Source organism: Citrobacter sp. Cf118 (genome assembly GCF_030334095.1).
Taxonomy (GTDB): Bacteria; Pseudomonadota; Gammaproteobacteria; order Enterobacterales; family Enterobacteriaceae; genus Citrobacter; species Citrobacter freundii.
In genome coordinates this window covers 1-26,075 of sequence record NZ_JAOWES010000064.1, presented here as the reverse complement: position 1 = coordinate 26,075, position 26,075 = coordinate 1, and the positions used below count along the sequence as shown (strand labels likewise).

Annotated in this window: 28 protein-coding genes; 18 read left to right on the top strand and 10 right to left on the bottom strand. The window is 45.8% G+C overall.

Annotated elements, in window-relative coordinates:
- Positions 1–195: 195 nt before the first annotated feature.
- Together OGX67_RS06920 and OGX67_RS06915 are read right to left on the bottom strand one after the other, a co-directional pair.
- Positions 196–519: a hypothetical protein gene (locus OGX67_RS06920; protein ID WP_007372332.1), complete on the bottom strand. Its 324-nt coding sequence runs from the start codon at positions 517–519 to the stop codon at positions 196–198.
- A 91-nt stretch (positions 520–610) separates the two neighbouring features.
- A complete protein-coding gene (locus OGX67_RS06915; RefSeq protein ID WP_007372333.1) occupies positions 611–802 on the bottom strand; it encodes a hypothetical protein in 192 nt (63 codons plus the stop codon).
- 143 nt (positions 803–945) lie between these two features.
- On the opposite strand from OGX67_RS06915, the gene OGX67_RS06910 reads away from it, so the two are divergent.
- The 5 genes from OGX67_RS06910 to OGX67_RS06890 all read left to right on the top strand — a co-directional run bounded on the left by OGX67_RS06910 (position 946) and on the right by OGX67_RS06890 (position 3,936).
- Positions 946–1,470: a hypothetical protein gene (locus OGX67_RS06910; RefSeq protein ID WP_016241551.1), complete on the top strand. Its 525-nt coding sequence runs from the start codon at positions 946–948 to the stop codon at positions 1,468–1,470.
- Positions 1,471–1,541: 71 nt separating this feature from the next.
- Positions 1,542–2,087, top strand: a complete 546-nt coding sequence (locus tag OGX67_RS06905) for a hypothetical protein (RefSeq protein ID WP_007372335.1) — start codon at positions 1,542–1,544, stop codon at positions 2,085–2,087.
- Between the two features lie 136 nt (positions 2,088–2,223).
- On the top strand, positions 2,224–2,526 hold the full coding sequence (locus OGX67_RS06900) for a hypothetical protein (RefSeq protein ID WP_007372336.1): 303 nt from the start codon (positions 2,224–2,226) through the stop codon (positions 2,524–2,526).
- A 111-nt stretch (positions 2,527–2,637) separates the two neighbouring features.
- On the top strand, positions 2,638–3,063 hold the full coding sequence (locus OGX67_RS06895) for a hypothetical protein (RefSeq protein ID WP_016241550.1): 426 nt from the start codon (positions 2,638–2,640) through the stop codon (positions 3,061–3,063).
- 153 nt (positions 3,064–3,216) lie between these two features.
- Entirely contained in the window at positions 3,217–3,936 is a 720-nt protein-coding gene (locus OGX67_RS06890) for an HNH endonuclease signature motif containing protein (RefSeq protein WP_007372337.1), read from the top strand.
- A 1,528-nt stretch (positions 3,937–5,464) separates the two neighbouring features.
- Here OGX67_RS06890 and OGX67_RS06885 read toward each other — a convergent pair.
- Complete coding sequence (locus OGX67_RS06885; protein WP_016241547.1) at positions 5,465–6,583, bottom strand: replication initiation protein; 1,119 nt, start codon at positions 6,581–6,583, stop codon at positions 5,465–5,467.
- A gap of 925 nt (positions 6,584–7,508) precedes the next feature.
- Here OGX67_RS06885 and OGX67_RS06880 point away from each other — a divergent pair.
- The 7 genes from OGX67_RS06880 to OGX67_RS06850 all read left to right on the top strand — a co-directional run bounded on the left by OGX67_RS06880 (position 7,509) and on the right by OGX67_RS06850 (position 12,567).
- Positions 7,509–7,757 carry a hypothetical protein gene (locus OGX67_RS06880; protein WP_016241546.1) on the top strand — a complete coding sequence of 83 codons (249 nt, stop codon included), beginning with the start codon at positions 7,509–7,511 and terminating at the stop codon, positions 7,755–7,757.
- A 572-nt stretch (positions 7,758–8,329) separates the two neighbouring features.
- Entirely contained in the window at positions 8,330–9,196 is an 867-nt protein-coding gene (locus tag OGX67_RS06875) for a RepB family plasmid replication initiator protein (RefSeq protein WP_008786567.1), read from the top strand.
- Between the two features lie 410 nt (positions 9,197–9,606).
- A complete protein-coding gene (locus tag OGX67_RS06870) occupies positions 9,607–10,092 on the top strand; it encodes a hypothetical protein (RefSeq protein ID WP_007372340.1) in 486 nt (161 codons plus the stop codon).
- A gap of 87 nt (positions 10,093–10,179) precedes the next feature.
- A complete protein-coding gene (locus OGX67_RS06865; protein WP_009651680.1) occupies positions 10,180–10,497 on the top strand; it encodes a hypothetical protein in 318 nt (105 codons plus the stop codon).
- A gap of 21 nt (positions 10,498–10,518) precedes the next feature.
- Positions 10,519–10,917 (top strand): hypothetical protein, encoded by a 399-nt coding sequence (locus OGX67_RS06860; RefSeq protein ID WP_016241545.1) that lies wholly within the window; start codon positions 10,519–10,521, stop codon positions 10,915–10,917.
- 171 nt (positions 10,918–11,088) lie between these two features.
- The gene (locus tag OGX67_RS06855; RefSeq protein ID WP_223226822.1) at positions 11,089–11,463 is read left to right on the top strand and encodes a hypothetical protein; all 375 of its coding nucleotides are present in this window, start codon (positions 11,089–11,091) and stop codon (positions 11,461–11,463) included.
- 180 nt (positions 11,464–11,643) lie between these two features.
- Positions 11,644–12,567, top strand: coding sequence for a hypothetical protein (locus tag OGX67_RS06850; protein ID WP_007372342.1), 924 nt, complete (start codon positions 11,644–11,646; stop codon positions 12,565–12,567).
- A gap of 35 nt (positions 12,568–12,602) precedes the next feature.
- On the opposite strand, the gene OGX67_RS06845 is transcribed toward OGX67_RS06850, so the two are convergent.
- The gene (locus OGX67_RS06845) at positions 12,603–12,926 is read right to left on the bottom strand and encodes a hypothetical protein (protein WP_007372343.1); all 324 of its coding nucleotides are present in this window, start codon (positions 12,924–12,926) and stop codon (positions 12,603–12,605) included.
- A gap of 282 nt (positions 12,927–13,208) precedes the next feature.
- Here OGX67_RS06845 and OGX67_RS06840 point away from each other — a divergent pair, with 282 nt between their 5' ends.
- On the top strand, positions 13,209–13,427 hold the full coding sequence (locus OGX67_RS06840) for a hypothetical protein (RefSeq protein ID WP_007372345.1): 219 nt from the start codon (positions 13,209–13,211) through the stop codon (positions 13,425–13,427).
- 211 nt (positions 13,428–13,638) lie between these two features.
- Here the strand turns inward: OGX67_RS06840 and OGX67_RS06835 are convergent, their stop codons facing one another.
- The gene (locus tag OGX67_RS06835; RefSeq protein ID WP_016241542.1) at positions 13,639–13,905 is read right to left on the bottom strand and encodes a hypothetical protein; all 267 of its coding nucleotides are present in this window, start codon (positions 13,903–13,905) and stop codon (positions 13,639–13,641) included.
- 579 nt (positions 13,906–14,484) lie between these two features.
- Here OGX67_RS06835 and OGX67_RS06830 point away from each other — a divergent pair.
- Entirely contained in the window at positions 14,485–16,098 is a 1,614-nt protein-coding gene (locus OGX67_RS06830) for an HNH endonuclease signature motif containing protein (protein ID WP_007372347.1), read from the top strand.
- A 115-nt stretch (positions 16,099–16,213) separates the two neighbouring features.
- Here OGX67_RS06830 and OGX67_RS06825 read toward each other — a convergent pair whose 3' ends face one another.
- Positions 16,214–16,513 (bottom strand): hypothetical protein, encoded by a 300-nt coding sequence (locus tag OGX67_RS06825; RefSeq protein WP_024196077.1) that lies wholly within the window; start codon positions 16,511–16,513, stop codon positions 16,214–16,216.
- Positions 16,514–16,927: 414 nt separating this feature from the next.
- On the opposite strand from OGX67_RS06825, the gene OGX67_RS06820 reads away from it, so the two are divergent.
- Both OGX67_RS06820 and OGX67_RS06815 read left to right on the top strand, forming a co-directional pair.
- Positions 16,928–17,134 carry a hypothetical protein gene (locus OGX67_RS06820; RefSeq protein ID WP_032951190.1) on the top strand — a complete coding sequence of 69 codons (207 nt, stop codon included), beginning with the start codon at positions 16,928–16,930 and terminating at the stop codon, positions 17,132–17,134.
- Between the two features lie 100 nt (positions 17,135–17,234).
- Positions 17,235–17,486, top strand: a complete 252-nt coding sequence (locus tag OGX67_RS06815; protein ID WP_007372348.1) for a hypothetical protein — start codon at positions 17,235–17,237, stop codon at positions 17,484–17,486.
- Between the two features lie 36 nt (positions 17,487–17,522).
- Here the strand turns inward: OGX67_RS06815 and OGX67_RS06810 are convergent, their stop codons facing one another.
- From OGX67_RS06810 to OGX67_RS06795, 4 genes are all read right to left on the bottom strand, one after another.
- Positions 17,523–18,020, bottom strand: coding sequence for a hypothetical protein (locus OGX67_RS06810; RefSeq protein ID WP_016241538.1), 498 nt, complete (start codon positions 18,018–18,020; stop codon positions 17,523–17,525).
- Positions 18,021–18,524: 504 nt separating this feature from the next.
- Positions 18,525–20,591, bottom strand: a complete 2,067-nt coding sequence (locus tag OGX67_RS06805; RefSeq protein ID WP_004098991.1) for an ATP-binding protein — start codon at positions 20,589–20,591, stop codon at positions 18,525–18,527.
- Positions 20,588–21,979: an SIR2 family protein gene (locus tag OGX67_RS06800; protein ID WP_004098990.1), complete on the bottom strand. Its 1,392-nt coding sequence runs from the start codon at positions 21,977–21,979 to the stop codon at positions 20,588–20,590. The genes OGX67_RS06805 and OGX67_RS06800 overlap by 4 nt, the downstream gene beginning before the upstream one ends.
- 7 nt (positions 21,980–21,986) lie before the next feature.
- A complete protein-coding gene (locus tag OGX67_RS06795) occupies positions 21,987–22,556 on the bottom strand; it encodes a recombinase family protein (RefSeq protein WP_004098989.1) in 570 nt (189 codons plus the stop codon).
- Positions 22,557–22,715: 159 nt separating this feature from the next.
- Here OGX67_RS06795 and OGX67_RS06790 point away from each other — a divergent pair, with 159 nt between their 5' ends.
- Positions 22,716–25,724 (top strand): Tn3 family transposase, encoded by a 3,009-nt coding sequence (locus OGX67_RS06790; RefSeq protein WP_016156490.1) that lies wholly within the window; start codon positions 22,716–22,718, stop codon positions 25,722–25,724.
- Between the two features lie 150 nt (positions 25,725–25,874).
- Positions 25,875–26,075: DUF4158 domain-containing protein (locus tag OGX67_RS06785; protein WP_223145437.1), on the top strand; the 201-nt coding region annotated here is incomplete at its 3' end.

The following is a 26,075-nucleotide window of genomic DNA, read 5'->3' as shown; positions in this document are numbered from 1 at the left end:
CCCGCTTTAGTCGTTGCAAGCGGGCTTTTTATTTCTTCGCGTTACAGCTGTGGCATCAATTACAAAACGGAACGGCTTGGTGCCGGGGCGAAGAACGGAGAAAGGGATAGGCACGAGGTGGTGATAATGTTGCTATTCATATGGGGTATGAATAAGAAACAGCCCACTTGCGAGTACTAAGTGGGCCATTGAGGGTCAGGCATAAGACTCAGACAGAGCAGTAGCGGCTTCAAGCGCCGGTTCAAGCGACAGGCTGTTATCGCTGATAACATTCCATCCCTCATTGCCGTAAACAAAATGGACGTAACCTGCACGTTCAGTTTCTTCAGGGCGATAAGCATAGAAGTAGTCTTCATCAGTAGAGAACATGGCTTCAACAATACGTTCTACGTTCGTAGAGCGCTTCAGCACAATCTCTTCTGAGTCGAATACCGAGATGCTATATCCTGCTTCAATCAACCCGGTTGCTGCTGCCCGGGCAATTTCCTGCTCAATACGTTGCCGCTGATCTACGTTCATGCCTGCTGCTCCTCGATGGGAAGTGAAGTCGAACACACGAGAAAGCATGAACTATAGTTCACATTTAATCAATAAAAAAGGGAACTATACTTCACTTATTCTTGGTTTTTTTTAATACTGGTAGTCCTGCAAGCGCATCGTTCCAATGCTGCTCGCGTTCCTCATTACCTGAAATATTACTTATCCATCTTTCGGACTTGCCCCAGCGCTGTGCCAGCGCCTGCCGCGTCCAGCCTTTGCGTTTCATCTCTGCTTTAAATTCATCGCTGGTGGGTTTGTACATAGGTTAATCCACGTGAACTATAATTCACCTGATAGTACGGTAAGGCTGGTTAAGTAACAACGGGATATCGACGGTCATCTTCCGTTCCCGCACACGGGCCAGTGCTCCTGGCTATACTGAGTCAAAAATGCGGAGGACACATTATGTTTGAACGTATAAGCAGGTTTTTCGCTGGCGCAACAAAACAGGAGAGGGCGGAACCGTCAGTCTCTATACCTGAACCTGTTACTCTTGAGGGTGATAACGCGCCATCAGCTATCGAACATGACAGAAAAATAGTCCATGACAGCAGGGTATTTATACATAGGTCTTTAGGCTTTATACTTATGGTATATTCTCCCGAATTATTCAGAAAAGCCATTAATCATGACATATGTCTTGGCTATATATATGGTTATATCATAGCGGCAATAGGTGACGACGAAGAGTTATGTAAAGCATCGGAAAATCGTCGATGGGATGTTGTCGCTGCCTATTATCGAAGTTTATTGGATTATTCAGCTGAAGCTTACTATGAGAAAACTGTAAACGCGATGGATAATTACCACTTCAAACAAGCAAGAAATGTAAGCGTAATGGATTATCACAAAAACAAAATCAATCCTGATGGCGATAATCATCATTTGCGTTTTCTAATGACCGAAATAATTGAAGATAGGGTTGAATAAATACACGTTTCGTCACATGAACGACCTATGGTTTACTGAATATAACGACAACGAACCATAGGCCAGAAAAAATGACACTTCAAAAAGCCAACGAAAAACGTATTGAAAACTTCCTAGCCAAACAAATTCGTCATAACGGTAAGATTTTATCAATGCGTGAATTTATGGATTCACTCATTGCTGACGGCTATAGCCCACGTGCAAAAGCGGAACAGAAAGTAGGACACCCCAGCAGCCGTCAAACCTTTCGCTGGAACAACGAGCAGCAAAGGGAGCACCAGATTAAGCGAGCTCTGGGGGGTACTGTTCTGAAATATTCAATGGTGTCATCTGACGGCTCATTTTATGACATTGAAAAAATTGCCTATGATTACGTCATTGAAAAAATGGGCGGGGTTAACGTTAAGCCGGAAACGATGTGTTTTGCGATTTTCAACAGCCCTTCATCATTGCGGGGCGGGAAGAGAGAGCGCTGTGTAGCTGTCTATAGCCGCACTGTGGCAACAGAGGAACAACGGGTCAGGAGCATGTTATCTACTGACTTCACGCATTATGATCTGGTCTGGTTCGGTGAAGCCACTTCCCAGAAGGAAGCGCTGGAACTAGCCGAGGGATAATATCAATTAGCCACCAAGGAAATAACCGGGGTGGCTTTTTTGTTTTAAACGATTAAAAATAAGCCAAATCACTTCGTCACAAGCATGTGGGTGGTAATATAGACATATAGGCAATCACATTCAACTGGAGGCTAATATGTCAGATTTAATTGCAGCAAGATATGATGAAGTATCAGCTTCCGAGTTTGAAGATGATATGGTTGTCATTGTCATTACCGATGAACAGAGTGAAGATATTGAGGTTATTTCAGACCTTGATGATCTTTTCGTTAATACTGAGGTTGTGGTTATTGATGGTGACGCTTTAGAAGTCGACTATGATAACGCTGGATATTTTTCATCAGAGAATAGCTATGAAGTTTCAGTAGACGATATGTTATTCGACAATACCGTTGGTGAGCAACTTATGGATTGTGGTTTTTTCGGCACTCAAAGCTAATAGATACTCGTTATTTATTATCGCGTCCCAATCGTCATGCAGGTGTGGTTATTTATTTACTGAAAAGCCATGTTTTAAATAACAGGCAACGATAATCTAACAGGAGCGGCTATGAAACTCGAAAACATTAACAAAGAGCAGCAGCTCTATGTTCTTAAATGTGGCTCTATTCTATCAAGCTACGGATTTGATCTCCTGCATACAAAAGCAACCGCCGTAGCTGACTGGATGGACGTTGAAGCACCAGTAGCTGCACTGGGTACAGAAGAACATTTTGAACAATGTGCAGAACTCATGCGGCGCGGGCAGGTATATGCTAACGCTTCCCGGAAATGCTGCCCCGGTAATCTTTCCCCCCAACTAATTGGGCTTGAAGGTTGTCGTGTTAGAGTCACTACCGATGACGGTGAGGAACGCTGTTTCTGGGTTGCAAAAACGACCGGATGGATGCCGGGTCACCTCGAAGTTCCACGCTCGAATACGGCTTATGGCCACCCTGCACAAGCGCATTACAAGTCAGTTCAGACTATTCGATAAGTCACCGGTGCTCCGATTTCGACATGATGCATACCAACCAGACTCACTACTGTTGTCATCGACAAGAATGACAACAGTAGTGAGTATCTATGGCTTATCCTCGGAAAACAGCCCATTATTCATGCCTCCCTCTTCCGGTATGGCATAGCTCACATGGCTTCAGATAAAAATCAAACCGATAAACTCGCCCGCGATATTAAAGACAAGGTTCTCGCCAGGCCTGCTGGCTCATCAGGAGAACCAGTGGAGTACCGGAGTGTCCATGAATTTATGACACTAACCCGCACGGGAACCCCTGCTGATGCCCGCCAGTTCCGGCTGGCTGTTAAAGCTAAGGGAATAGCTATCTGGCCTGATGATGACCCACGCGTAGGGCAGCAATTTGCACGTGACGGCATTCGCTGGGAAGTTCGTCTGAAGACCTTCCGGCCTGAGAGTCAGGATTCATTTGACGATGACCTGGATGAGAAAGTCTCACCAAAACGCTTTGGATATCGCCGGTACGGTGCGATGTCCCGTCCTGATCAGAAGAAATTCAGCGACAGGGTATACTTCAACTGCATGGAGCGGTGTGTCGTCACCGGTGTGAAGACAAAATGCAGGGGAGAAGCAGCACATCTGATTGAGCATCATAAAGCGGGCTCTGACCACTGGAGTAATGGCCTGTGGCTTCGGGCAGACATACATCGGTTATACGACAACGGCCTGTGTGTGATTAATCCCAGCACCCTGACAATCCATTTCCACCCCACTATCCTGGCTAAGGATGACGATCTCATCGCGTATGAAGCTCGGCCAATATTACCGACAAGAAAACCTGTAAACCCTGCCTGGTTAAAATCCCGGTGGGATGAACTTACCTGGCCGAAGTAAGCATCGTGTCTGACAACGGTAGTGAGGCCTAATCATTACCGTTGTCGTAGCAAACGGGCTTCAATGCTTGGCTCATTATCGTTGTCACCAGTCTGGTCAGCTCATAACTATTGCCATCGGCACTGAGATGCCGTCCTGCGCATCGAACTCACATCCATTGTCACTCGATTTTTGAATCTGCCGGGAGTGTAACCAGTGACAATGGTAATGATCACCTTCACATAATTAACGAACCGTTACTACTGGTAAGAGGGTGCATGGTCGACAACGGTAATGACAATTAAGGAAAGTACCTTTCTGTAATGACAACGGTAGTGACTTAATGGTTAACCCTTGTCTGGTTACCGGCAATCAAGTACAGGAACTATGACAATGGTAGTGAGTCATTACCATTGTTATGGCTCATCATACTATCCCTATATACAGCAAGTAGACGGCGTTGCTCACTACCATCGTCATTGGTTGCATGGGTAGCAGAATGTTAGATGACAACAGTAGTGATTCTGGTGCTTCACCATCCGCCTGGTGACAACGGTAATGAGTGATCGAGATCACTATCGTTGTCGCAGCGTTCGGTATGGCTACAACCGGCAAGTTGTGCCTCGACAATGGTTGTGATCCCGCACTCACTTGATTCGTCATCGCCGGAACGACCCCACTGAAATGTACTTGGAAACGATGACAATGGTAGAGACTTGAAAAAATCACATCCATTGTCATTGACCAATCAGGTTAGCTACGACAGCGGTTGGACTCATTTCCATTGTCACCGACAGGCCATGTATTCATACAACGACAACGACAGGGAGTGACGCGGTCACTACCACGGTCATTCATCCCGCCCCTCAAGTACGAGCAGACAGTACGGCGAGTGAATCCTTACCATAGCTACCTGAAAGGCCTGATTAACCTGGAATGCATATGACAACGGTAATGACCAACAGAACTCATTTCCGTTGTCATTGTGCTGGTGGAGCAGTAAGAACTTGGTCTGAATCATGAATGACAACGGTAGTGAGTATTCTTAGTCAATACAGTGGTCATTCAAATGCGCCGGGAGCAAATGACAGCGGTAGTGAGTCAAATCACTCATTACCGTTGTCATTGTGTCATGGGAATCAGCGATAAATCCGTACTGACGATGCCGACAATGGTAGTGAGCGGTATGAGGTCTTCTCCGAGAAGCTGCTCTGGAGAGTTGTCGATGATGACAACAGCAGTGAGCTGCCAAGACTCATTGCCGATGTCATGGTGTCATGGGTATCAGCGATTTGTCTGTACCGGCGATTCCGACAATGGTAGTGAGCGGTGTAAGACCTTCCCTGAGAAGCTGGTCTGGAGAGATGTCGATGATGACAACAGTAGTGAGCTATCTAGTCTCATTACCATTGTCATGAGTGGTCACCCCGCAATGACAACAGTAGTGACCGCGTCACTCAATACCGTTGTCATTAAGCTAAACAGGATTCTCTGACGATGTGCAGGGAGGGAGGGTTCCAGGCCGTCATCTGACAGCCCGGAGGGAATGCTAGCTGGCGGGATTGTTCTTTTTCTGGCTTCTAAGGCTGCGAATGTAGTGAAGTTCTTCAGCTGTTAAGTCATGGATGGTTAACGTTTCATCCCCATCAATGGGCTCATCTGGTGGGCACAATTCACCTTCCAGTGGCTCACCATTATTTTTACCCGACGTGCCATTGTTCTCCTCATCAGCATCACCCTCGCCATCACCATCAGGTGGTGGTTGGATATTGTTCAGATTCAAATCAGGATCGCGTTTGTGGATCTGGAAATAAACCTTCCCATCTTTTTTTACTTCGGTGTACTGAAGGTAACCAATGGATGCCAGCTCCTCCAATGCCTTACGTACTGTGGCGTTCTGGCTGTTGGCACGGGTCTTAAGATTTAATCGGTTCTTAAGTCTCGTTAAGGAGATCGGGATTGGATTTGGTGGAAGTGACTCAATGAACGTGTAAAGCGCCTGTGCGCTCTCTTTTTTCGCCAGTTCCTTGATAGCCTTCAGCTGCATCAAAACCTTGTGGTCGTACTGATACAACTCGAATATCTTAGGGTCTATCTGTAGCTCTACCTGATCAGAGTCCGGGTCAAGCAAGGCAGACTGCACCAGGTGCGTCGTATACACCTTTGACGAGTGGGTGCTGGTGAAGGACAACATCACGGATGCCAGCCTGCGTAACGACGCGTCGATACGCTTACGGGATGCGGTAGAGGAACGATAATTTTCAGGGTTACAGAGCTTCAGAAACTCAGTAAATTTGAGGCTGATCTTATCGTTATCAATCGGATGGTTAGCTAGCGTTCGGATGATTCCCATCCACGTTTTGAAGTCAACAGACATATCGAGGCGCTGACCCACGATCGAGATATTGGTGAAACCCTCGCTCTCCATCAAAGAAAGTGTCTGTAGTTCTTTCGTGGCATCAAAGCCAACAGTTTTGTATTCACGACTCTGACGGCCAACGCTTTTTGGTGATGGCACAAACAACCCAAGGCGCATGAGCGCGATAGACTGAACCGTCCTGCTGCTATTAGGACGTAAAATAATTTCTTTACCTGTCTCTCTCTCTGTTACAGAGAAAGCCCTGGTAACCATCTGGCCTTGCTGCTCAGAATCTTTCTCATTGGTCATAGTGGTTTATCGACTGTATTAATCAACAGATTATTGAATACTATCGCCCAAAGCCCTCAGTGTCACTTAAGGGATCTCTGCGACGATCTCAGATTGTGCATAAGTCCAGGCTAAAAAAACGCCACGACTAAATATAAAACTCTGAAATTCACATAAAAACAAATACATACGTAGTTTATCAACAAAGGATCAATTCCGGTGAAAAAGATCCTTTAAAAAATCACTACCATTGTCGCCGCAATCACTACCGTTGTCAAAAAACTCACTACTACCGTTAAAAAACTCACTACCAATGTCAAAATAATCACTACCGTTGTCACCGATTGGCTTCCAGGCCTTGTGCCGTCTGGCTTCCGAGCTGCGGGGATCTCTTGTGATCTATGGGAACTCGTAAGGTACTAATTATTGGAACTACCTTGTGGAAAATGGGGATAAATTCTCTCTTCGAGTTAAATCAACATCGAATAGCTAAATTGTCGAAAATATGTACGGGCATGAAAGGAAAATGCGTATAGAAAACAGTGGATAAGATTTTAATAATTTTGTTTCATCATACAGGTGATAGATGGTATCTATATGAATTATAATAGAAATATACTCAAAACTCTTTAAGAGTTATACCTTCAGATCACACAATAAAACTCACTACCATTGTCACAAATACTCACTACTAACGTCGAAATAGTCACTACCAATGTCATTTTAATCATTACCAATGTCAAAAAAGTCATTACCATTGTCATAAAATGCCCTTGAGCCCAGTAACCATGCGGCTTGCAGCGTACAGGGATCTCTTTTGTACTCCGTTGCACCTTTGGGATCTCTTTATTGGAACTGTCCTGTGGAAAAGTATCTTTTTTGCCTTCGTCAGCTACTGACTCGGTGCTTTACTGATTGTGTAAACAAAACGATAAGAGGCACTCACATGTACGCAACTGCAAAAGAAATTATCGCAAAGCTGCAAAAAATGAACCCTGACGAAAAGGTGCTAGTCCGTGTCTGGTACAAGTCTGATGTTCAGGAGTTAGCAATAGACCGAAACATGCCGCAGGTTTCAGCTAGCGAAGCTGAGTCGACCTTAGCGTTGATAGACCGAACTCACGATGGTGATATCGGTATCAACTGGGATGTTGTTCAGAGTGGTATTGAGACAGTTCGTAGTGGCCAAATTTAAGCAACCGAGTAACAAGGACGTGACTCAACTAATCCACATATCCACCGGGTAGATCAACAGATCGATCCAGTTTAAGACCAAATAGAACCAAAAAGATCCCCGCTCCCGCAAACCCGCAGCTGGTAAGCTCTGAAGACCTGCCCCGGTGGGGTTGAGAGGGAAAAAAGTGAGCTCTGAAGGGCTGTCGGTGGGGTTAGCCTGGTAGCTGGTGGTGTTCAAAGGGAATAACGGTGGGATTGGAAGGGGAAAGGAACTTAATTATCAACATCTGCTGTGCTAATGAAAACATCAAATAAAAACATAATCATACGTAACAAATCTCAAAAATAGGTGATCGGTATTCATTTTTTGTCCACACTGGCAGCAGATCAAAAATTTGATGTCAACGACATTTATCCGATTCATCTCTGAAATAACGTATTGATTTAGTACAAATAAAAACCAATACCCGATAAATGGGGACTAAATGACCCCTATTTCTCATGATCAATAAAAATCACCGTGATACATTCGCCCGGACTGGGCATTCCAAGATACCCGGAAAATAACAATAAAACTGGGGGATCCACACGATGAACTCGAATGAAGTTCTTCTTTTCAAGGACGCTATTCCCGACTTCAATCAGCCGTCGACTGGAAAGCTGACGGTGACAAAAAATTCATCAGTACAACCTGTATCACTGCTCCGCCTGGGCGTTTTTACTCCCAGTTGCCGAACAGAGGCAACGGTCACGCTAAACGTGACGGAAGCGCTATCCAGTCTGGAAATTGCAAAACAGGAAGGGTACACGGACATAAAGATCACCGGCCCGATGCTGAATTATTTCCAGGACTTCCGGTGCTGGACAGCAATCGTCCATTCCTTCAGCGTATCGCCTGATGCGCTGAAAGGTAACCGGATTAAAATGCCCTTTAGTGAATTTGCCAAACTCTGCGGCTACCCATCAAAACGCTACAGCACGAAACTGCGCAATGAGATAGCCGATTCGTTGACGAAGATTCGCTCAAAAAGCATTCGGTTTGAGAAGAACCCGGGGATCACCAAGTTCAAAGTAGCCGGGTTGCTGAAAGAGGCGGAATTTGATGGTGAAAGTGATTACATCATCCTGGAAGCCGACGAACGACTCTGGGATTTGTACCGTTCAGATCATCTTACTCTGTTGCGGAAGAAACCCCTGGAGCTACTTACCAGGAATGAAACGGCTCAGGCGCTCTATACATTTTTTGAAGCGCTACCTCAACATCCAGCCCCGATCACCTTTGACAGACTTCGACAGCGTTTACTGCTCAATGGGCGCATTGCCGAACAGAACCGGAAAATGCGAACTGCTCTCGATGTGCTTGCCAGCATCGGTTACCTGAAATTTTACTACCTGGTGGACACCAGCGTACCCACCATTCAGATCACGGATCGGAATCCCAAACTAACAGGTTCCTGATGTTTGAAACGTCTTTTTGCCCGGTTCCGGGAATGTGCTGTCTCATTCCCACCGGTCAAAAACACTAAGTTGACGTTTCCCTCTCAAACCCACCCGTGATTTTGTAGTCGCTAAAGGATAAATAGTCCCATTTACATCTGAAAAGCTGATGGGGCGCGTCAGGCCTCTATTGAATACAACTTGTATTACCATGAAAAATAAAGAAAATAACACTCCTCTTTATAATTACTGCTGTTCGCCTAATCCCAAAAAGATACTTTTTTAATCTGCACAGTTTTTATCGCCGGTGGGAACGAGAGGGAAGGGGAAAATATACCCGGTGGGATTGAGAGGGAAGGCCTGTAGAAAACAACCCGACAATCTTTTGTCGGCTGGAATGACCAGGGTAAATTAAGTTCTGGAGGATAGTTATGACTTCGACATTTGGTAAGCAGCTGAAGCTTTATGCAGACCGGCAAACGGGCGCAAAACGTACTGCTCTTGATTTTCAATATGTGGTTTCGCCTGGTAAGGATGCGTTTCCCACGGTGAACATCACTATGGCTCCGATTGCTGATGGCGCAAAAGAAGCCCAATGGGAGCTTAAGCGCGTCATCCAGCTGAATCGCTATGAATTAACTCAATGTTGCGCGGTATTGTTCGGGCTGGAAAAGGAGATGAGGGCAAACTTTCACGGAACCGATAAAAACAAAGGTTTTACGCTCATCAACAATGGTGCATCCGGCTGCGGGATAAACTTTTCTCATGGTGGGGATATGCTGACGCATATGTTGAACCATGCCCAAAGAATGGAAGTAGGGGCATTTATTCTGAAACGGCAGGCGGATGCGTGGGATATGAGTGTCAGTGACGTTCTTGCACTTTTGCGTCAGTCCGTGGCCATCAAACGGGCATAAGATCACGAAGCAGGTTCAAGAACAGGCTTACCGTACAACAATTTTCAAATCCAAACTGACCCTACTTAACTTCAACTGGAAGGCGCTATGACAGAACATCAGCAGAATAGAAATGTTTGTGAAGTCGGGTTAGCCTGTGAAGCCATGACGATTGATCCCAAAACCATTCAGTCAGCAGTAATGCGTAAAGAAGCCACGCAAGTTGTTATTCCTCACTTTAAGGGGGTTTGTCCTGCTTTTGTCGAATGGGCTGAACAATGCTTACCTGGCGATAAACTTCCTCGTGGGAAATTTTTTAGGTCACGAGAATGGATGCGTCAGTTCACCACTTGCCAGATAAACTACAAGACAGATCATCCAGATGAAGGAAAGTATGGATGGCTTTTTGAAGGAACCAAATATTGAAAAGTTAAGGAGATATGATTAATGCTAATTTATGCCGCAGATCTGATTTTACCCTTAAAAATTCTGCTGGTGGTATTTGTCGTGACTATCATAGGCGCTACCATCGGGTTGAAATTTGTACGCTCCGAAAACAAGATCGTTTGCATGTGGCTCGTGCCAATAGGCTGTCTTGGGGGAATTTTTGCATTGATGATGTTTCCATCAATTACCACAAATGATTTGTTGCTCGGCAAGAGATGGTCGGAAGATTGTCGCGTGGTCGAAAAATACGAACGCCACGCTTTTGAAGCACCGACGAACCGGCTGATTTGTTCGGGGGTTGATGAGCATGTTAATTCAGAAAGTTATGCGGTATTAACGAAAGCTTACCGGGAGCGGGGGGGAGAACTTATTTCGGGATCCCATAGTGTTGAAAACTAGCCTTCAAATCTAATGCTACGGAGTTTTCATGAATAATAATCACAATGTTTTTCCTTGCAATGAATTGGGTATGGGTGATTCCAAATCGGAATTGGAAAGACTCCTTGAATTATGTGAATCCACTCCGCAAACAGGCGAGCCTAACCCCCAGATAGCTAATATGCAAGCATTTTGGAATCGATAACTGGTGGCTCATCTCATATCACTGGCTTCAATTTTTGCTCTCATATTCTTAATGGCCGTAAATTTTCCACACTCAACGATGCAGAGATAAAACAGCTAACATCTCTTCGCAATGAGGGGCGAAAAGACGGTTTTGTGGTCAGAATTCAACCTGTTGATGTAACCCCTGAACTTCAGCTTGAAAGGTATCTTGCGTCAAGTTGGGAAAGCGAAATCGAGATTTATAAACGCGTACCGTCGATTGTCGTGATCTGTAAAATCTCAGGTCTGTCTGCATTGGCAGGCTCGGGGAACAAAATGTTTTTAAATATGGATTACTTAAGTTGCGGAACTGAAACTGATGATCAGGATTGCCAGGATTAAGTCACTGATTGGCGGTTGCAACGAGCTTTGGGTTTGTTAGACTGGCCTGACATACCTTCCCCCATCGCGGGGTGCGTTGTCGGAGTATCAAAATATTGTTTTCCCCTATGCGGGGTTTAATTAGTGAGTAGCGACTGCCCGGGTTAGCGCCTGACCCGTGTCAGACTTCTGAAGGATATTTTGATATTAACCGTCCAGCTGGACGGTTTTTTTTCGTCTGTTTTTAATTTGGATAGTGGTATGGGTAGAAAAAAACAATCAAACCGCAGTGTATCAGCGCCAGCTGTTGATGCTGAAAAAGAAATTATCGACCCGAGATGGAACATCTTTTTCTTTGCGGCAATTGACCGACCGTGGGTGCTTAACCCGCATCTTTTTTACGCTGAACAAGCGCAGGAACGTTTGCTGTCGCAGTTCAGTGATGTGGAGATCAGGAGTGAAGCGACAAAGAAAGGCGAGTCATTTATAGAGTCAGCTGGAGACTGGTTCAATCCTGATTACCACGACGAAAGTGACGTATACGAGAATATTGAACAGATTGAAGCTTGCCACTGGGTTGCGTTGCGGGAAATGAAGGTCACGGTCACGCTTTCCCTGACCGCTGGGATGTACCACCAGTTTGACAAGGCATTACGAGATCTGCTTATCCGGGAGGCCAGAAGCTGGCGGTGGCTCGACATGGTTGTGATATCAGATTTGATCTGGAACCTCAGTTTTCCGAGGCTTATGGATTTGATGGAATGGCTGGGTATTGAAGTACGAAACATGCCATGTTTCCCGTTAATCAGTGCATGTCATCAGGTTGTCAACGTTTATAAACATGGAGATGGTGATGCCCACCAGAAACTGGTTAATGCTCACCCGGAGTACTACTCAGTATGGCAATGCGAAGGTTATCCGCAAGAGAGACCAGCTCGCCACGAAGAACTTGAAGTTTCCGAGGAACAGTTTAGAGAATTTGCCGAGGCGATAACGGTGTTCTGGAAGAGTCTGCCGGAAGGACTATCTTATTCGGGGATGGGAAAAGAGCCTAAGTGGTTTGGCAAGGCTTATGAAAAAGTGAAGTGCGACAAAGAAAAACGCGAGCGTAAAGCGGAAGAATAGTGGGGCACTCTAGCCCCACCGAAACAAAAGGAGAGTCAGACAGCCGGTGACGGTTGCCAGCCTGATTGAGTCTGGATCCATTTGCCTACGGAAATCATGTCGTAACCACCGTTCCCGTAGGACGACTTCACTTCTTCTATTTCGACTGGAACCGCCAGCTCGATGGGGCGGAACCAGCCATCATCACCGACTGTATACCGGCCTTCATGTTCCTTGCTCATTTCGCAGACCCGGCTGGGTGGAAGCCAGAAACCTTCATTTGCTCTTTCGGATGCGATACGAATAGCTTCATCCACGGAAGCGACTTCCCGGATGTGTTCGTTATGCGCGTTTGACATTTTGATCAGAAATGACTTCATAGAACCATTTTCCTCAGCTTAGGCCGGTAACGTTAATCGTCGGGGCGGTCGGTAATATTCCGGCGATAGTGTCCTCATATTGTACTCTGGCATGATGCATAACAGAAATTTGAGAGCGCGGGATTGAGAGGCGAAGTAGTTTGATGATAATCGCTGCGGGTGTACTATCAGCCTGATTCCTGGACTGAAGCCGAACGTCCAGCCGTGGTAAAACTGGTGAACGATGTTAACCTGGCATCGAGATATCGAGACCGTAACCATCTGACTGAATAAGGAGCTTTTATGCCGAATGGGAGAGTGATTTTTAACAAAAGAGGCCGATGGGACTGGCTTGATAGCGGTTGTGATATAGATGAGGATGAATTAAAGCAGGAAGAGTGGTTTGTTGGCGATATGTATTATCCGCCAGACTTTGAATACGATACGTCAATGCATGATCACCAGATTACAGAGTGGTTGTCTAAACCTGAAGAGCTGGTGCGGTATGAGCGAGGGCGTTAACTCAATTTGCTTATCTGAACTGGCTACATGATCTTTCAGCGTGGCCATTTCGGTTCTTCACATTTCCCTGACTCCCTCCTGACAGAACCGACTATTTCATCCATGAACCGCAAGAGCGGTAACTAAATGCCATATCGTGTGGCAGAGTGGTTTGCTCCAGTACCCGTCAAAATAGTCCAACATACAAAAACAGGGTAGCCTGCCCCGGGCTTCACCCGGGCCAGGCTACCCGGAGTCGAACCGTTAACCCGGAGTCGTGGGTGAGTAACGTCGAGTGCCCGCCTGAATTCCGTGCGGCCACCAGCATTGGCTTCACCTTTTTCCGACCGACACTTTCGTGCTGGTTTGCGGCCGCATCTTCGCCGGGCCGGAACACCCTGCATTTTGTGCCGGTGGCCATCACCGGTATTAGGATAAAGGGAAGAATATCGGTGATGGATTCCGGGATAATCGCCGGGAAAACCCGGGCAGAATTCACGTAAATCACCCTCTATTAGTCCAACATACAAATAAACTTCCCCTTTCTGCCCCTGCGCTTCGCTTGGGGCAGAAAGGGGAGCCGTACCTGAAACCTCCGTGTCGTTTTCAGGATCGGGCCCGTGCCCGGGGTAACCATTCTGCCCGGGCCCACCATTTTAAAAAGAAACCGCCGTGCCCGGTCTGGCCATTTCCCCCGCCTGCGGCAACCGGGCCGTGCCGGTCTTTCCGTCCGGTTCCTGCAAACCCCACATAGGGACTCCGGTCGCTGGATGAGCCATGCGAGAAAATATGAGAAAAAGAGAGAAAAAAAGAGAAAAAAAAGAGGGGCCGGGGGCGCGAGGGTTTCAGTGGGTATAAAGGTCAAGGGCGCTTTGCAGGGTGGACGCGGGGGTGTTGACCCTGATCGCATTTGTATGTTGGACTAATTTTGCATATATGAAGACAAGAAAAGACGCGCTGCCGACAGAGCAGGTATACTCTCGCCATCAAATGTGCGGCCAGCGGCGGGGGATAGGTAACGACCGCAGGCCTCCGCGACCGGTATCAATGATGATGATGCCCTGCCAGGTAAAGAGTAGTGACGACGAAAGTGAAGGTGAAGAAAACCCGGGCCGAACGTAAGCAGCATAGCCGGGACATGCAGGCCAAACATGAAGCGGAAAAAAAGGCCGCTAACCTGCGTAATATTCTAAAGAGAGACATTCTGGCCACGCTGGGTATCCCTAAAAATCACGGTGGGCGGGCAGCTCTTTCTACATTCATCACCGAGCACTTACTGAAGGGTGAGAGTCAGGTTCAGATTGTTGCCATGCTAACCGGCAGCGAATTGATGAAGCGGGCACAGCTTGCCGAAATCGAGCGCCTGAAGAAGATCACGGAACTGGCCAATCAAACCCGCAGAAACGAGATCACCAACCGGGCGTTTGAGCGCCTGGGTATCACAACCCGGCATCCAATGGGCGATTTAGTGCTGAGCATGGTGCGCGAACTGGCAAACCAGAATTTAAATACCGGTGAGATAGTAGAACGCCTGAATGATAACGAAACCGTACTGGAATCGCGCCGCCTGCACAAAGAGAAGCGAGCGGATCTTGAACGTCAGATTGATGAAGGTATTGCCGAGCGCAAAAAGACCCGTGTTGATATGCGGGAAGTGCTCGCCTACATGGCCCAGAAGAACGGTACAACGTATACGCCTCCCGCAGACACCTGGCGATCTCCTGAACATCCGAATGGCGATTCACCGACCCGGCATAATGGAAAAATCAGAGAGAGCCGTCTGACCGGCGCTGAAAGCACCCAGAAAGAAAACCCACGTCAGTACGGTTTGCCCAACCTGAAAACCAGTAGCGCTTCCATCAACAAGGCCGGAATGAGTGAGGCCATTAAGCTGGTGGGCGGACGTGTGACGGAATTTCGCACCTATCTTTATGAGCATCGCGATACGGGACTACGCGCTGATGTGCTGGCTCGCCGGTTTATGGCTGAGTCAATGCAAGGCAAAAAGATGGTTGACCCTGTGCCGGTCAATGAACCAGATAATCTCCCGGCTCCCACACACGAACCTGCCAAACGTAAATGGACGAAGGAAGAAAAGCAGGAAGCGCGTGACCGTGCGCTGGCCGCAGCAAGCCAGGTCGGAAAGCTTAAAGAAGCGGAAACCAACGGCATTACGCACGATGTAGTGCGAGAATCGCAGCCAGCACCCCAGCCAGCCCTGATCTCCGTCGAAGTTGAACAATCCCGCGTCTCCATGCAGGAACCGTCTGTTGCGCCCCTGGCGCACCCTAAACGTGAAGGCTCTACAACCTGCGTGGTGACCAGGCCGGATCAGGCTGATTTCGCTGCTACCGTCCGTCGAAACTGTAACGACCGCTGCGTGATTACAGGAGCAAGCTTACGCCGCAGGACAGAGGCCGCACACCTGGTAGAGCATAGTGCTGGTGGTCTGGATCACTGGAGTAATGGCTTGCTGCTTCGTATCGATCTGCACCGGCTGTTTGACGACAACGTCCTTGCCATTTGCCCGGAGACGTTGACCGTCCACGTTGACCCTGTCGCGCAGGCCGAAGATCCCGATTTGCAGCAATACGATGGCCATGTGATTACCGGGCTTTGCCGTCCGATAGACCCGGCGAATCTCGTCATGCGCTGGGAGCGTTATCAGCGCCGGTTAGAACTGACCAAGTAAAACCGGTAATCCATCAGGTGCGAATCGTGGGAATGCGCCAGCTCGGTAACCCCACGTCACCGGATTGAACCATCACAAAAAAGGAGCCCACCGGGCTCCCCAAAAACGAATTGTTTTATTGTTCCTGCTTAGTTCTACGTAGGTACTCTTCAGCCTTTATCTTTATTTGCACGAGTTCAGCGTAAAACTCACGTTCCATTTGGTATGTTGGCATCTGAGTATAATACTCTTCCACCTGTGGCCAAATTCGCTGAAGTTCTGCATATAAATCATGGAGAGCTCTATCTGCCCAAGATGACGATTGGTAGGATTCAAGCTTTCTGATAGTGGCGCTAAGATGTACTAAACGCGCCACTAATACTTTAGTGTTTACGTATTGTGTTACGGTTCTATCCATGTGGTTTAAGTTACTCATATTATTCCCTAATGAGGTGCTCGCAGAATTACGAGGCAGAGATAACATAACCTTAAAACCTACATACGTGTAGCCCAATCATTACTTTATAGCTAAAAATGCCAGATTTACTCTATGGCCCCCAATCCCTACAGACCTACAGCAGATCTCGTCCACATAGGTCAGTTCCAGCGCAAACTATGGGATCTGAATGTTTGTCGAACGAAAACTTACGGTAGTGAAGTAATTGCCTGAAACATTGTAAATAACTTGCATAGAAAACGCCCTCAAAACAGCGTCCTTTTTTTATCGAAGTTTCAACGGTTCTGGTAGAGTTGTTTTCTGACAGATTTTATTATTAACGTGAGTGGACGCGTCTGGCGAATAAGCTGGTGCAACTTCCCGAAGCCCTCCAAACACCAGGAGACTTAATTTATGGAACTATCAACAATTTCTGAAGCGTTGATTGGTGGTTTAGTTGGTGGCACTATCGCAGCAGGTTCCATCCGGGTATTATTCATTCCAGAAAAGTTTGAGTGGATATTGTTAGCCTGTGTTGTCCTTGCCACTGTTGTTACCTTTTTCTTTGGCCACTCTATACCAAATCCATTTATGATGATAAGCAACATGTATAGTTATTGAATATATAAGACCGTGCTCGTTAGACGTGCTCTGATTGATTTCCATATATGTTTCAAAAGCTTCGGGCCAGTTTTTTCTGTGTTAGATAGGATAACAGAATATGATGACACTTCTTTTTTCGATTTACTGTTCCCTGGTCATTATCGCGGGCGCTTTCTTTAGCTGGTTTCAACGTGAAACTATCGCTACCCGCTGCATTCTTTTTGGCGGACTGGTGATAGTAGCAGCGATCAAGCTAACAACGGATTTTACGACTGTCGCTGTTTCCACGGTTCTGATTGAGGGATTTTTGCTAACGGCTTATGTTATTGCTGTCCGTTTTATTCAGTGCATTGTAAACAGGGCTGCATAAACAACCCGGACAGAATGCCCATCTATTTATATCAGGCTAATCTACGTGTGACATTTCAATCGCTGCGCGAGCTTCAATGCCCTTCGATAGCAACAAGTTTGCAATGCGCTCTGCGAGGTCTTGATTGGCGCAATGAAAGCGAATAGGCAACTTTTCATGTTTCTCACTATCGATGTAGAACATTACAGAATTGATACTGTATAGCGATGCATATGAAGGACGAGGTTCTATCATCAAATTCAATTCTGGAATAGAAGCTAAAAGTTTAGACATATAATCATCCAGCAGTTCAATACAAACTGGCCGGATAGTTAATAAAGCGGGATTTTCCTCCGAACTAGTCCATTGTCGTGCCTGTAATCTCAAAATATTGAGAAGGTGCAACGATTCATAAGGAATTGTCTTTCCCGTCCGTTCACCCAGGATAACGGATTCCAATGTGTTAATTCGGGATGATAGTCTTCTTATCTTCCGCAACTGATAGATGCTAAGTGTTAATGTTATCACAAATAAAACACCCAAAATAATTGCCATATTTATATCCCATTCGGTTTATTCGTATTATGCCGTGAATATCGATACTCCAGCTATAGGTGTTCGGGACATCCTCTACGCCGGTAGTATCTGCAAAAACTTGTTATTCCATCATATAGTGCATCTCTGAAAACACCTTTTTCGGGTGATACAGCCTTTCATTACTCGGTTCCCCTTTTATGCTGCTACCTGCCTATCAGGTGGTTAGTATGCTTACCAGCCACTTTTTACTATATTGTCCGTTTTGTTAACTGATTTGTTAATGCTTCCATTTGACAGGTCTGGAAAGATACTTTTCTGATTTTAGGGGTTTGAGGGCCAACGATGTAAAAAACCACGTTAATAGGTTAACCTATTGTTTTATTTTAATTATTAGGTGCTGCATTTACAGCTACTCCAATGATCATGGGGCTGATGGTCGATGGAACGCAATACCAAGTAGATTGATTGCATAAAGTTCCTTCAATTCCGATCTGCCCTCCCGTTTTCACATCCTACTTCAGTTCAATTTTGTTGCCATTCCTTTACAACAGCTTCCCAATTGGCCGTTCTCTCGACCAATTTCCCATCAGCATCCTTTCTTGTCCAAACATCCCAGAAATCAGGGTCATCAGAATGGGGTTGCTGCTCTTTCGTCAAATTTTTCATTTTAACTAAGACAGGAAGTTCAGATGCCCAGCCCATCAGTATTGCATGTTGAGATGGCAATGAAGGCAATTCACGGAGTAATCCTCGCAAATTGTCGGGTACCATTTTATGAACTTGCTCCTGATCTTTGTCATTGCTAATTCGATGCAGAAGAAAAGTATTACATTGAGATAAAACTGTAGGTGATAATTCTGATGGTCGTTGCGAAGAAATAACCATACCGAGACCAAATTTCCTGCCTTCTCGTGCAATTTTCTCAAATACTTGACAGCAAACAGCTGCGACATCCTGATTTTCACTGTCCTCACGATACCGTTTAATAAATGTATGTGCTTCTTCAGCAACAAGTACCGTAGGTAAAGATTTGTTATATAGTCGTCTATAACGTTGCAATGATTCAAAAATAATTCTTGAAATGACAGCTGTCACAAGATGAGTAATTTCAGTTGGTACTAAAGAAAGATCAATAATTGAAACGCAGCTATCACCATCACCATCTTTCCCAATATATGTTTCTAACCAATTAGCCAAGTCAACTCTATGCTCTGAGTCATTGGTTATGGGTTTCATTCTTGTATCCGCAAGCATTGTGCGTATTCTAGCTACTAGATATTCAACATATTGCTCGCTACCATTTTCTTGTGCTAACGCCTCTAAATAGGAGACTAAATTATTTCCGTCAAAAGGGACGGGGATATCCTCGTTTTTAGGAAGGAGTTCACACTCATCGCCTCCAAGGCTCTGAAATGAAGATAACACTCCATTTATGATGTTATCAACTGCGCTAACTTTAGCATTGTAATCTGGATATCTGCCTTCTCTTTGCCCACAAAAATCTTGAATAGAGATGATTAATTTATCTAACTCAGGGCATGGTGTAGTTAATCTCGCTTTGTATTCTTCCAGACTCTGACGCCAAATATTAATTTTAGCCAAAAGATTTTTGGCTCCAGGGAAATCATTAAGTGCCGCTGCTCCTTTAGATTTATCCGCTTTTAAAGAAACCAAAATTGTACCTAGGTATTTTTTAACTTCTATATCTATATTCTTTTGTAAATCAAATTCTTCATTTCTCATTGCTCTCAAGGAGCGTTTTAGTAATGGAAGTTGTGCTTTAGGACTTGCTTGCGTGAATGATGCCCACTCCGAACTATTCCAAAACCATGAGGGTACTTGTAATTGGTTTTCACTGCCTTCAGCCTCAACCTTAAATACTCTACCTTTAAATTTCGTCGTTGGCCCCAAAGCACGTGCATACTCGCCGTTGGGGTCTAGGATGATAAATCTGGCATTTGGTTTTATTTGTGATTCCAATGCAGATTCGAGTGACCACTGGATTAATCCAGATACAGAGCAAGACTTACCGCTACCAGTATTTCCGAGCACTGCTATATGACGACCAAATAATCTATCAGGATCTACAGCTACATTTGCATTGTTCGCAAGTGGACTTTGTCCAATGATCACTCGCCTATTATTTCCAGATTCGACTATTGATCTAAGTTGTAAATCTGTCGGTAGTAAAATAGCAGCCCCAATAGAAGGAAACGATTCAGAACCTCGTTGAAATCTGAAATAATCAGTACCATCTTTGGACAAACGTTTAAGCATTCCCACCGGATTCAAACTTATTTTTTTTCGGGGGAATGGTAGATTTACTAAACCAAATTCTTGAACATCTCTTTGTTTTGGATAAGGCGAATGTTCTACAGCAAGCCACTCTATTTGCCCAACTAAGTAACCATTATCACATGATATTAATACATAACTGTTTACTCTTGGAAAGTTTCTAGGCGTTCCTGCATTCAAAGCAACAGTATCAGGTGAGTCAATCTCTAATATTGCTCTAATTTCATTAGGTGAAACAAAATCTACAGTGCCGACCCTGAGTTGCTCACCTTGTTCAATCGGAAATGAGTTCATTCAGCATCCTCGCTATTATTTGAAATTGTTGTACGATATAAACCCCTTGATTTCAATAGTTCTGCCATACGAATTGATGATCTGTCTATCGCTGCTTTAGGAAGATAAAAATCCACTAAATTCTTGATATCTCCAAAGTGGTCACCAAGTAATAAAGATATTTGAGCTTTTCTTCCACTTTCGTTTACAAAGCGCATAATTCTACCGAGTGGATCGCCGTAGGCAATTATTACTATATGCGTTGAGGGTATTGTCAGCATGTCAATAATAACACGGTTTATATGTTCATCTCCAAAACTATAACCATATGTTACCAAAGTACTATTAGGACGACATGTTGCAGATGCTAAGTCTCTGAATAGTTCAACATAAGGGTATTCTGATGTTTCTCGGTCTTTAACCGAGTTTGGATAAATCATTAATTGATGATAGTTCGCTGCTCCAGCAGCCTCCACTTGTAAAAAGGGTTCCACCGAACTCGCACCAAAAGGTAATCCAAATCGCCTTATGGCTCCTTCGGTAGTATACCAGTCCAATGAGCCATGTAATTTAGTAAAGCGCGCCACACCTTCCAAATATCTTGGTTCACCACGAATACCCGGTGGATTATAATGATAGTCGACTTCTAGTCGCGAAGATCTGAAAATAGGCGCTATAGTACCAACAAATCTGTCAATTAGTCGAATACCTGCTATTTCAGCTCCTGCTTCAATTATCCTGTCGTAATTCGTCGTGAAAATATGTAATCGATCCCTTGTCGCTGTTCGACTTGAAAAACTCATCAAAAAACTTACTAAATAATTAAACGTTTGTGTTTTTAAATCGTTTTTTGCATCGCGAATTAACTTTTCCCCATTACTAACTGAATCTGAGAATAATTTCAAACATCTTGTTAGCTCATTATTTAACTCAACTAACTCACTTTTTAAATTTCGATATGGGAGAGCACCAGGAGGCGGTTCTGGAAGTGGGAGATTTTGCGCAGTTAAAATCTCTAATCCTTTAATTAACTCATTAATTGAACGGATTTGGTCTTCAATATTACCTCTTCCTCTTCCTGAGGCTTCAGCTGTTTTAGCTACATAACTATCTATTTCAGCCTTGCAAACTTTGAGATCATTAATCCATCCCATGCCTTGAGGTTTCGTGCCTGTCGCTGACTCTTGGATTGCTGAACTAAGTCCCGCGCCAATAAGTATATTTAGGTGTTCAGACTGAAAAAGAGCAGTTAACCAAGGTTCTATTCTTAAACGCAAAAAATCAGGAGTGATTTTATCTCCTGGTTTTGCCCATGAGCAGTGTCCAACAACTTTAAATGCACCAACTTCGCTGTGTGGATCCAACTGAACCGGAGACTGGTCATCTCCAAGCTTTAAGTATTGACTCACTTTGAATTCATCCTTCGTTAGAGTTAATAGCTGTTTTTCTTTTCAGCCTAAAATAGGTCGCCCTTGATATACCCGTTTTTTCCATTACTTCCTTAACTTGTACGTCCTTATTAATCAATTCATTAGCTAATTCAGCCTTCTTGTGAGGCTTTCTTCCGAATTTGACCCCCTTAATCATAGCGGTCTTCCGCCCATCGTTAGTTCGCTCCAAGATCCTTTCTCGTTCCGCCTCGGCAACAGCTGCTAGTATCTGGATAACCATTTTTCCCATTGTGCCTTCAGTACTAAGACCATTCTCTAGAAATCGGATAGCGATGCCTTTTTTATAGCAAGTATCCACAATACGAATCATATCAGCGGTATTACGTCCTAGACGATCCATTTTAGTACAGAGGATGATGTCATCTTTCTCCGCTCTGGCAAGGAGTCTCTGTAGCCCTGCACGCTCATCAGTTGCTCCTGACATCATGTCAGTAAATACACGATCATCCCTCACTCCCGCTGTTTTGAGTTCAGTAATCTGGCTCGTCAGTTTCTGATGGCTGGTTGATACTCTTGCATATCCTAATAATGCCATTTTGGTCTCATAAATCGATATTGATACTGCGTAGTATCATAAGGTATAAATCGCGATTTTTGATACTAATGTATGATGCCGTTTTGAGCAGTCTCACAATTTATAATATTTGAGACGGTTAAAAAAAGGACAGAACTCCCGTTTACGAAAGGATGCGCAATGAGTGATGACTTTCTTACCAGCGAACAGACAGAAAACTACGGTCGCTATGTGGCAGACCCAAATGAGGTTCAGCTGGCTCGGTATTTTCATCTGGATGAGCGTGACCTTGCTTTTATTAATCAGCGACGGGGAAAACATAACCGGCTGGGGATTGCACTTCAGCTGACTACGGCGCGCTTTCTGGGAACGTTTCTTCCTGATCCCCTTCAAATTCCCTCATTCATCCGTTTTTACATTGCGGCACAGTTGAACATCAGCCGACCAGAGATCCTTTCCCGGTATGCTGAAAGAGAAAATACCCGCTGGGAGCATCAGGGGCTTATCAAGCTCTATTATGATTATCATGATTTTGGTGATTTCCCCTGGACATTCAGACTGAAGCGTTTGCTCTATACTCGCGCCTGGCTCAGCAATGAGCGTCCAGGTCTGCTGTTTGATTTTGCTACCGCATGGTTGCTGCAAAATAAGATCCTGCTACCCGCAGCCTCGACTCTGACAAGGCTGATTGGCGAAGTACGCGAACGGGCAAGTCGACGATTATGGCGAAGGCTGGCTTTGTTGCCTGACAGCTGGCAGAAAACACAACTGGACGGTTTACTTGAAATACCTGAAGGGCAGCGTATATCGGTGCTGGAGGAGATGCGAAAAGGTCCTGTCACTATCAGTGGGCCGTCATTTACAGACGCCCTGGAGCGATATACCCGACTGCGTAGCATGGAGTTTTCCCGGTTGAATTTCTCCGGTCTGCCTGCCATCCAGCTGCGGAATTTGGCCCGTTATGCCGGAATGGCTTCGGTGAAATACATTTCAAGAATGCCTGACGAACGGCGACTGGCCGTGCTTACTGCGTTTGTGAAAGCACAGGAAATTTCGGCGCTTGACGAGGCCGTGGATGTGCTGGATATGCTTATTCTGGATATCACGCGTTCTGCAAAAAATATCGGGCAGAAAAAGCGGCTCAGGACCCTGAAAGATCTTGATCGTGCCGCGCTATTACTGGCACGGGCATGCACGTTATTACTTGATGAGAACACCGATGAAGCAGCTCTGCGGCAGGCTATTTTTCGCCGCATACCAAAGGACAAACTGGCTGAATCCGTCGGCAAGGTAAATGAGCTGGCGCGCCCGCAAGATACTCAGTTTCAGGATGAAATGGTGGAACAATATGGACGGGTGAAGCGTTTCCTGTCCGCGATGTTGCGTGACTTACACTTTCAGGCCGCCCCGGCCGGGGAGCTCACGTTGTCAGCAATCCATTATCTGGCCGAACTGAGTGGCTCAAAAAAGCGAATTCTCGACGATGCACCAGAGCAAATCATTTCCGGCCCATGGAAACGTCTGGTCTACGACAGAGATGGTAGGATTCTACGAGCGGGTTACTCGCTGTGTCTTCTCGAGCGCCTTCAAGATTCTTTGCGCCGTCGTGATCTCTGGCTGGAGAACAGTGATCGGTGGGGGGACCCGCGTCAAAAATTGCTTCAGGGAGCTGAATGGCAGGCACAACGCATCCCGGTATGTCGGGCGCTGGGTCATCCATCAGACGGAACTAAAGCAGCAGAACAACTGGCTACGCGGCTTGATGACACATGGAAATCAGTGGCTTCACGTTTTGCCTGCAACGCAGCGGTCAGCATAAGCAATGAAGGTAAGCATCCCTCACTGACGATTAGCAGTCTGGATAAACTGGATGAGCCACCGGCACTGATACAATTGAATCGTCGGGTAAGAGAATTGATCCCTCCGGTTGATCTGACGGAGCTGTTGCTTGAAATAGATGCCCGAACCGGTTTTACCCGCGAATTCAGCCACGTCAGTGAATCAGGTGCTCGGGCGCAGGATCTCCAGGTCAGTCTGTGCGCAACACTGCTGGCAGAAGCCTGCAATATAGGGCATGAACCCCTGATAAAGCATAATATTCCCGCGCTTACTCGCCATCGTCTGAGCTGGGTTAAACAAAATTATCTCAGGGCAGAAACGCTGGTCACCGCTAATGCACGGCTGGTTGATTTTCAGTCCACGCTGCCGCTCGCGGGGTACTGGGGAGGTGGTGAGGTTGCCTCCGCAGATGGTATGCGTTTTGTCACACCGGTTAAAACGGTTAATTCCGGACCAAATCGTAAATACTTTGGTTCAGGACGCGGTATCACCTGGTACAACTTCGTCTCCGATCAATACTCCGGTTTCCATGGCATTGTAGTTCCCGGGACGCTTCGTGATTCCATCTTTGTACTGGAAGGGCTTCTGGAGCAGCAGACCGGGCTGAATCCGGTAGAAATTATGACGGACACGGCAGGATCCAGCGATATCATTTTTGGCCTGTTCTGGTTACTGGGCTACCAGTTTTCCCCTCGTCTGGCCGATGCAGGCGGGGCGATATTCTGGCGGGCAGATAAAACGGCACATTATGGTGCCCTGAATGAGCTGGCCCGGGGATGTGTTGAACTGTCAAAAATAGAATCCCAATGGGATGAAATGATGCGAATGGCGGGCTCACTGAAGCTTGGGACCATCCATGCATCAGAGCTTATTCGTTCACTGTTGAGAAGTAGCCGACCATCTGGTCTGGCTCAGGCGATTATGGAAGTGGGCCGGGTCAACAAGACGTTGTATCTTCTCAACTATATCGATGATGAGGATTACCGGCGTCGGATCCTCACTCAGCTCAACCGGGGAGAAGGACGCCATGCAGTGGCTCGAGCCATTTGCTACGGACAACGTGGTGAGATTAGAAAACGCTACCGTGAAGGGCAGGAAGATCAACTCGGTGCTCTGGGTCTGGTGACCAATGCGGTTGTGCTGTGGAATACACTTTACATGCAGGAGGCGTTGTCACATCTTCGCAAATCGGGGGAAACACCTGAAGAGGAGCATCTGGCAAGATTATCGCCGCTGATACATGGCCATATAAATATGCTGGGACATTATACGTTTTCGTTACCGGAAGATATTCTGAAGGGCGAGTTAAGACCATTAAATTTGAATACAAACAATGAATTAACCTCTTAGCGTGGTTTTTTACATCATTGGACCTCGAACCCCTAAATGGCGGCACGATGTCCCAATTGAACCCTCCTGGATTTTTGTATCGGAACGCCCTGATTTATATGGGCTGGCTGTTGTCCAAAACAGACTATACTTCAAAAGGGACGAATTTGTATGTCACGACGCCATATTTTCACCGAACGGCAGCGAGCAGCGCTGTTCGATCTGCCCACGGACGAACTGTCGCTACTGAAGTTCTACACGCTGGGCGATGATGACCTGGAAAACATTAGGCAGGGCACTGTTGCAAAGTTAGCGATGAGGCAGCCTTTTGTCTTATTCAAAGGCCTTACATTTCAAAAACTCTGCTTACCA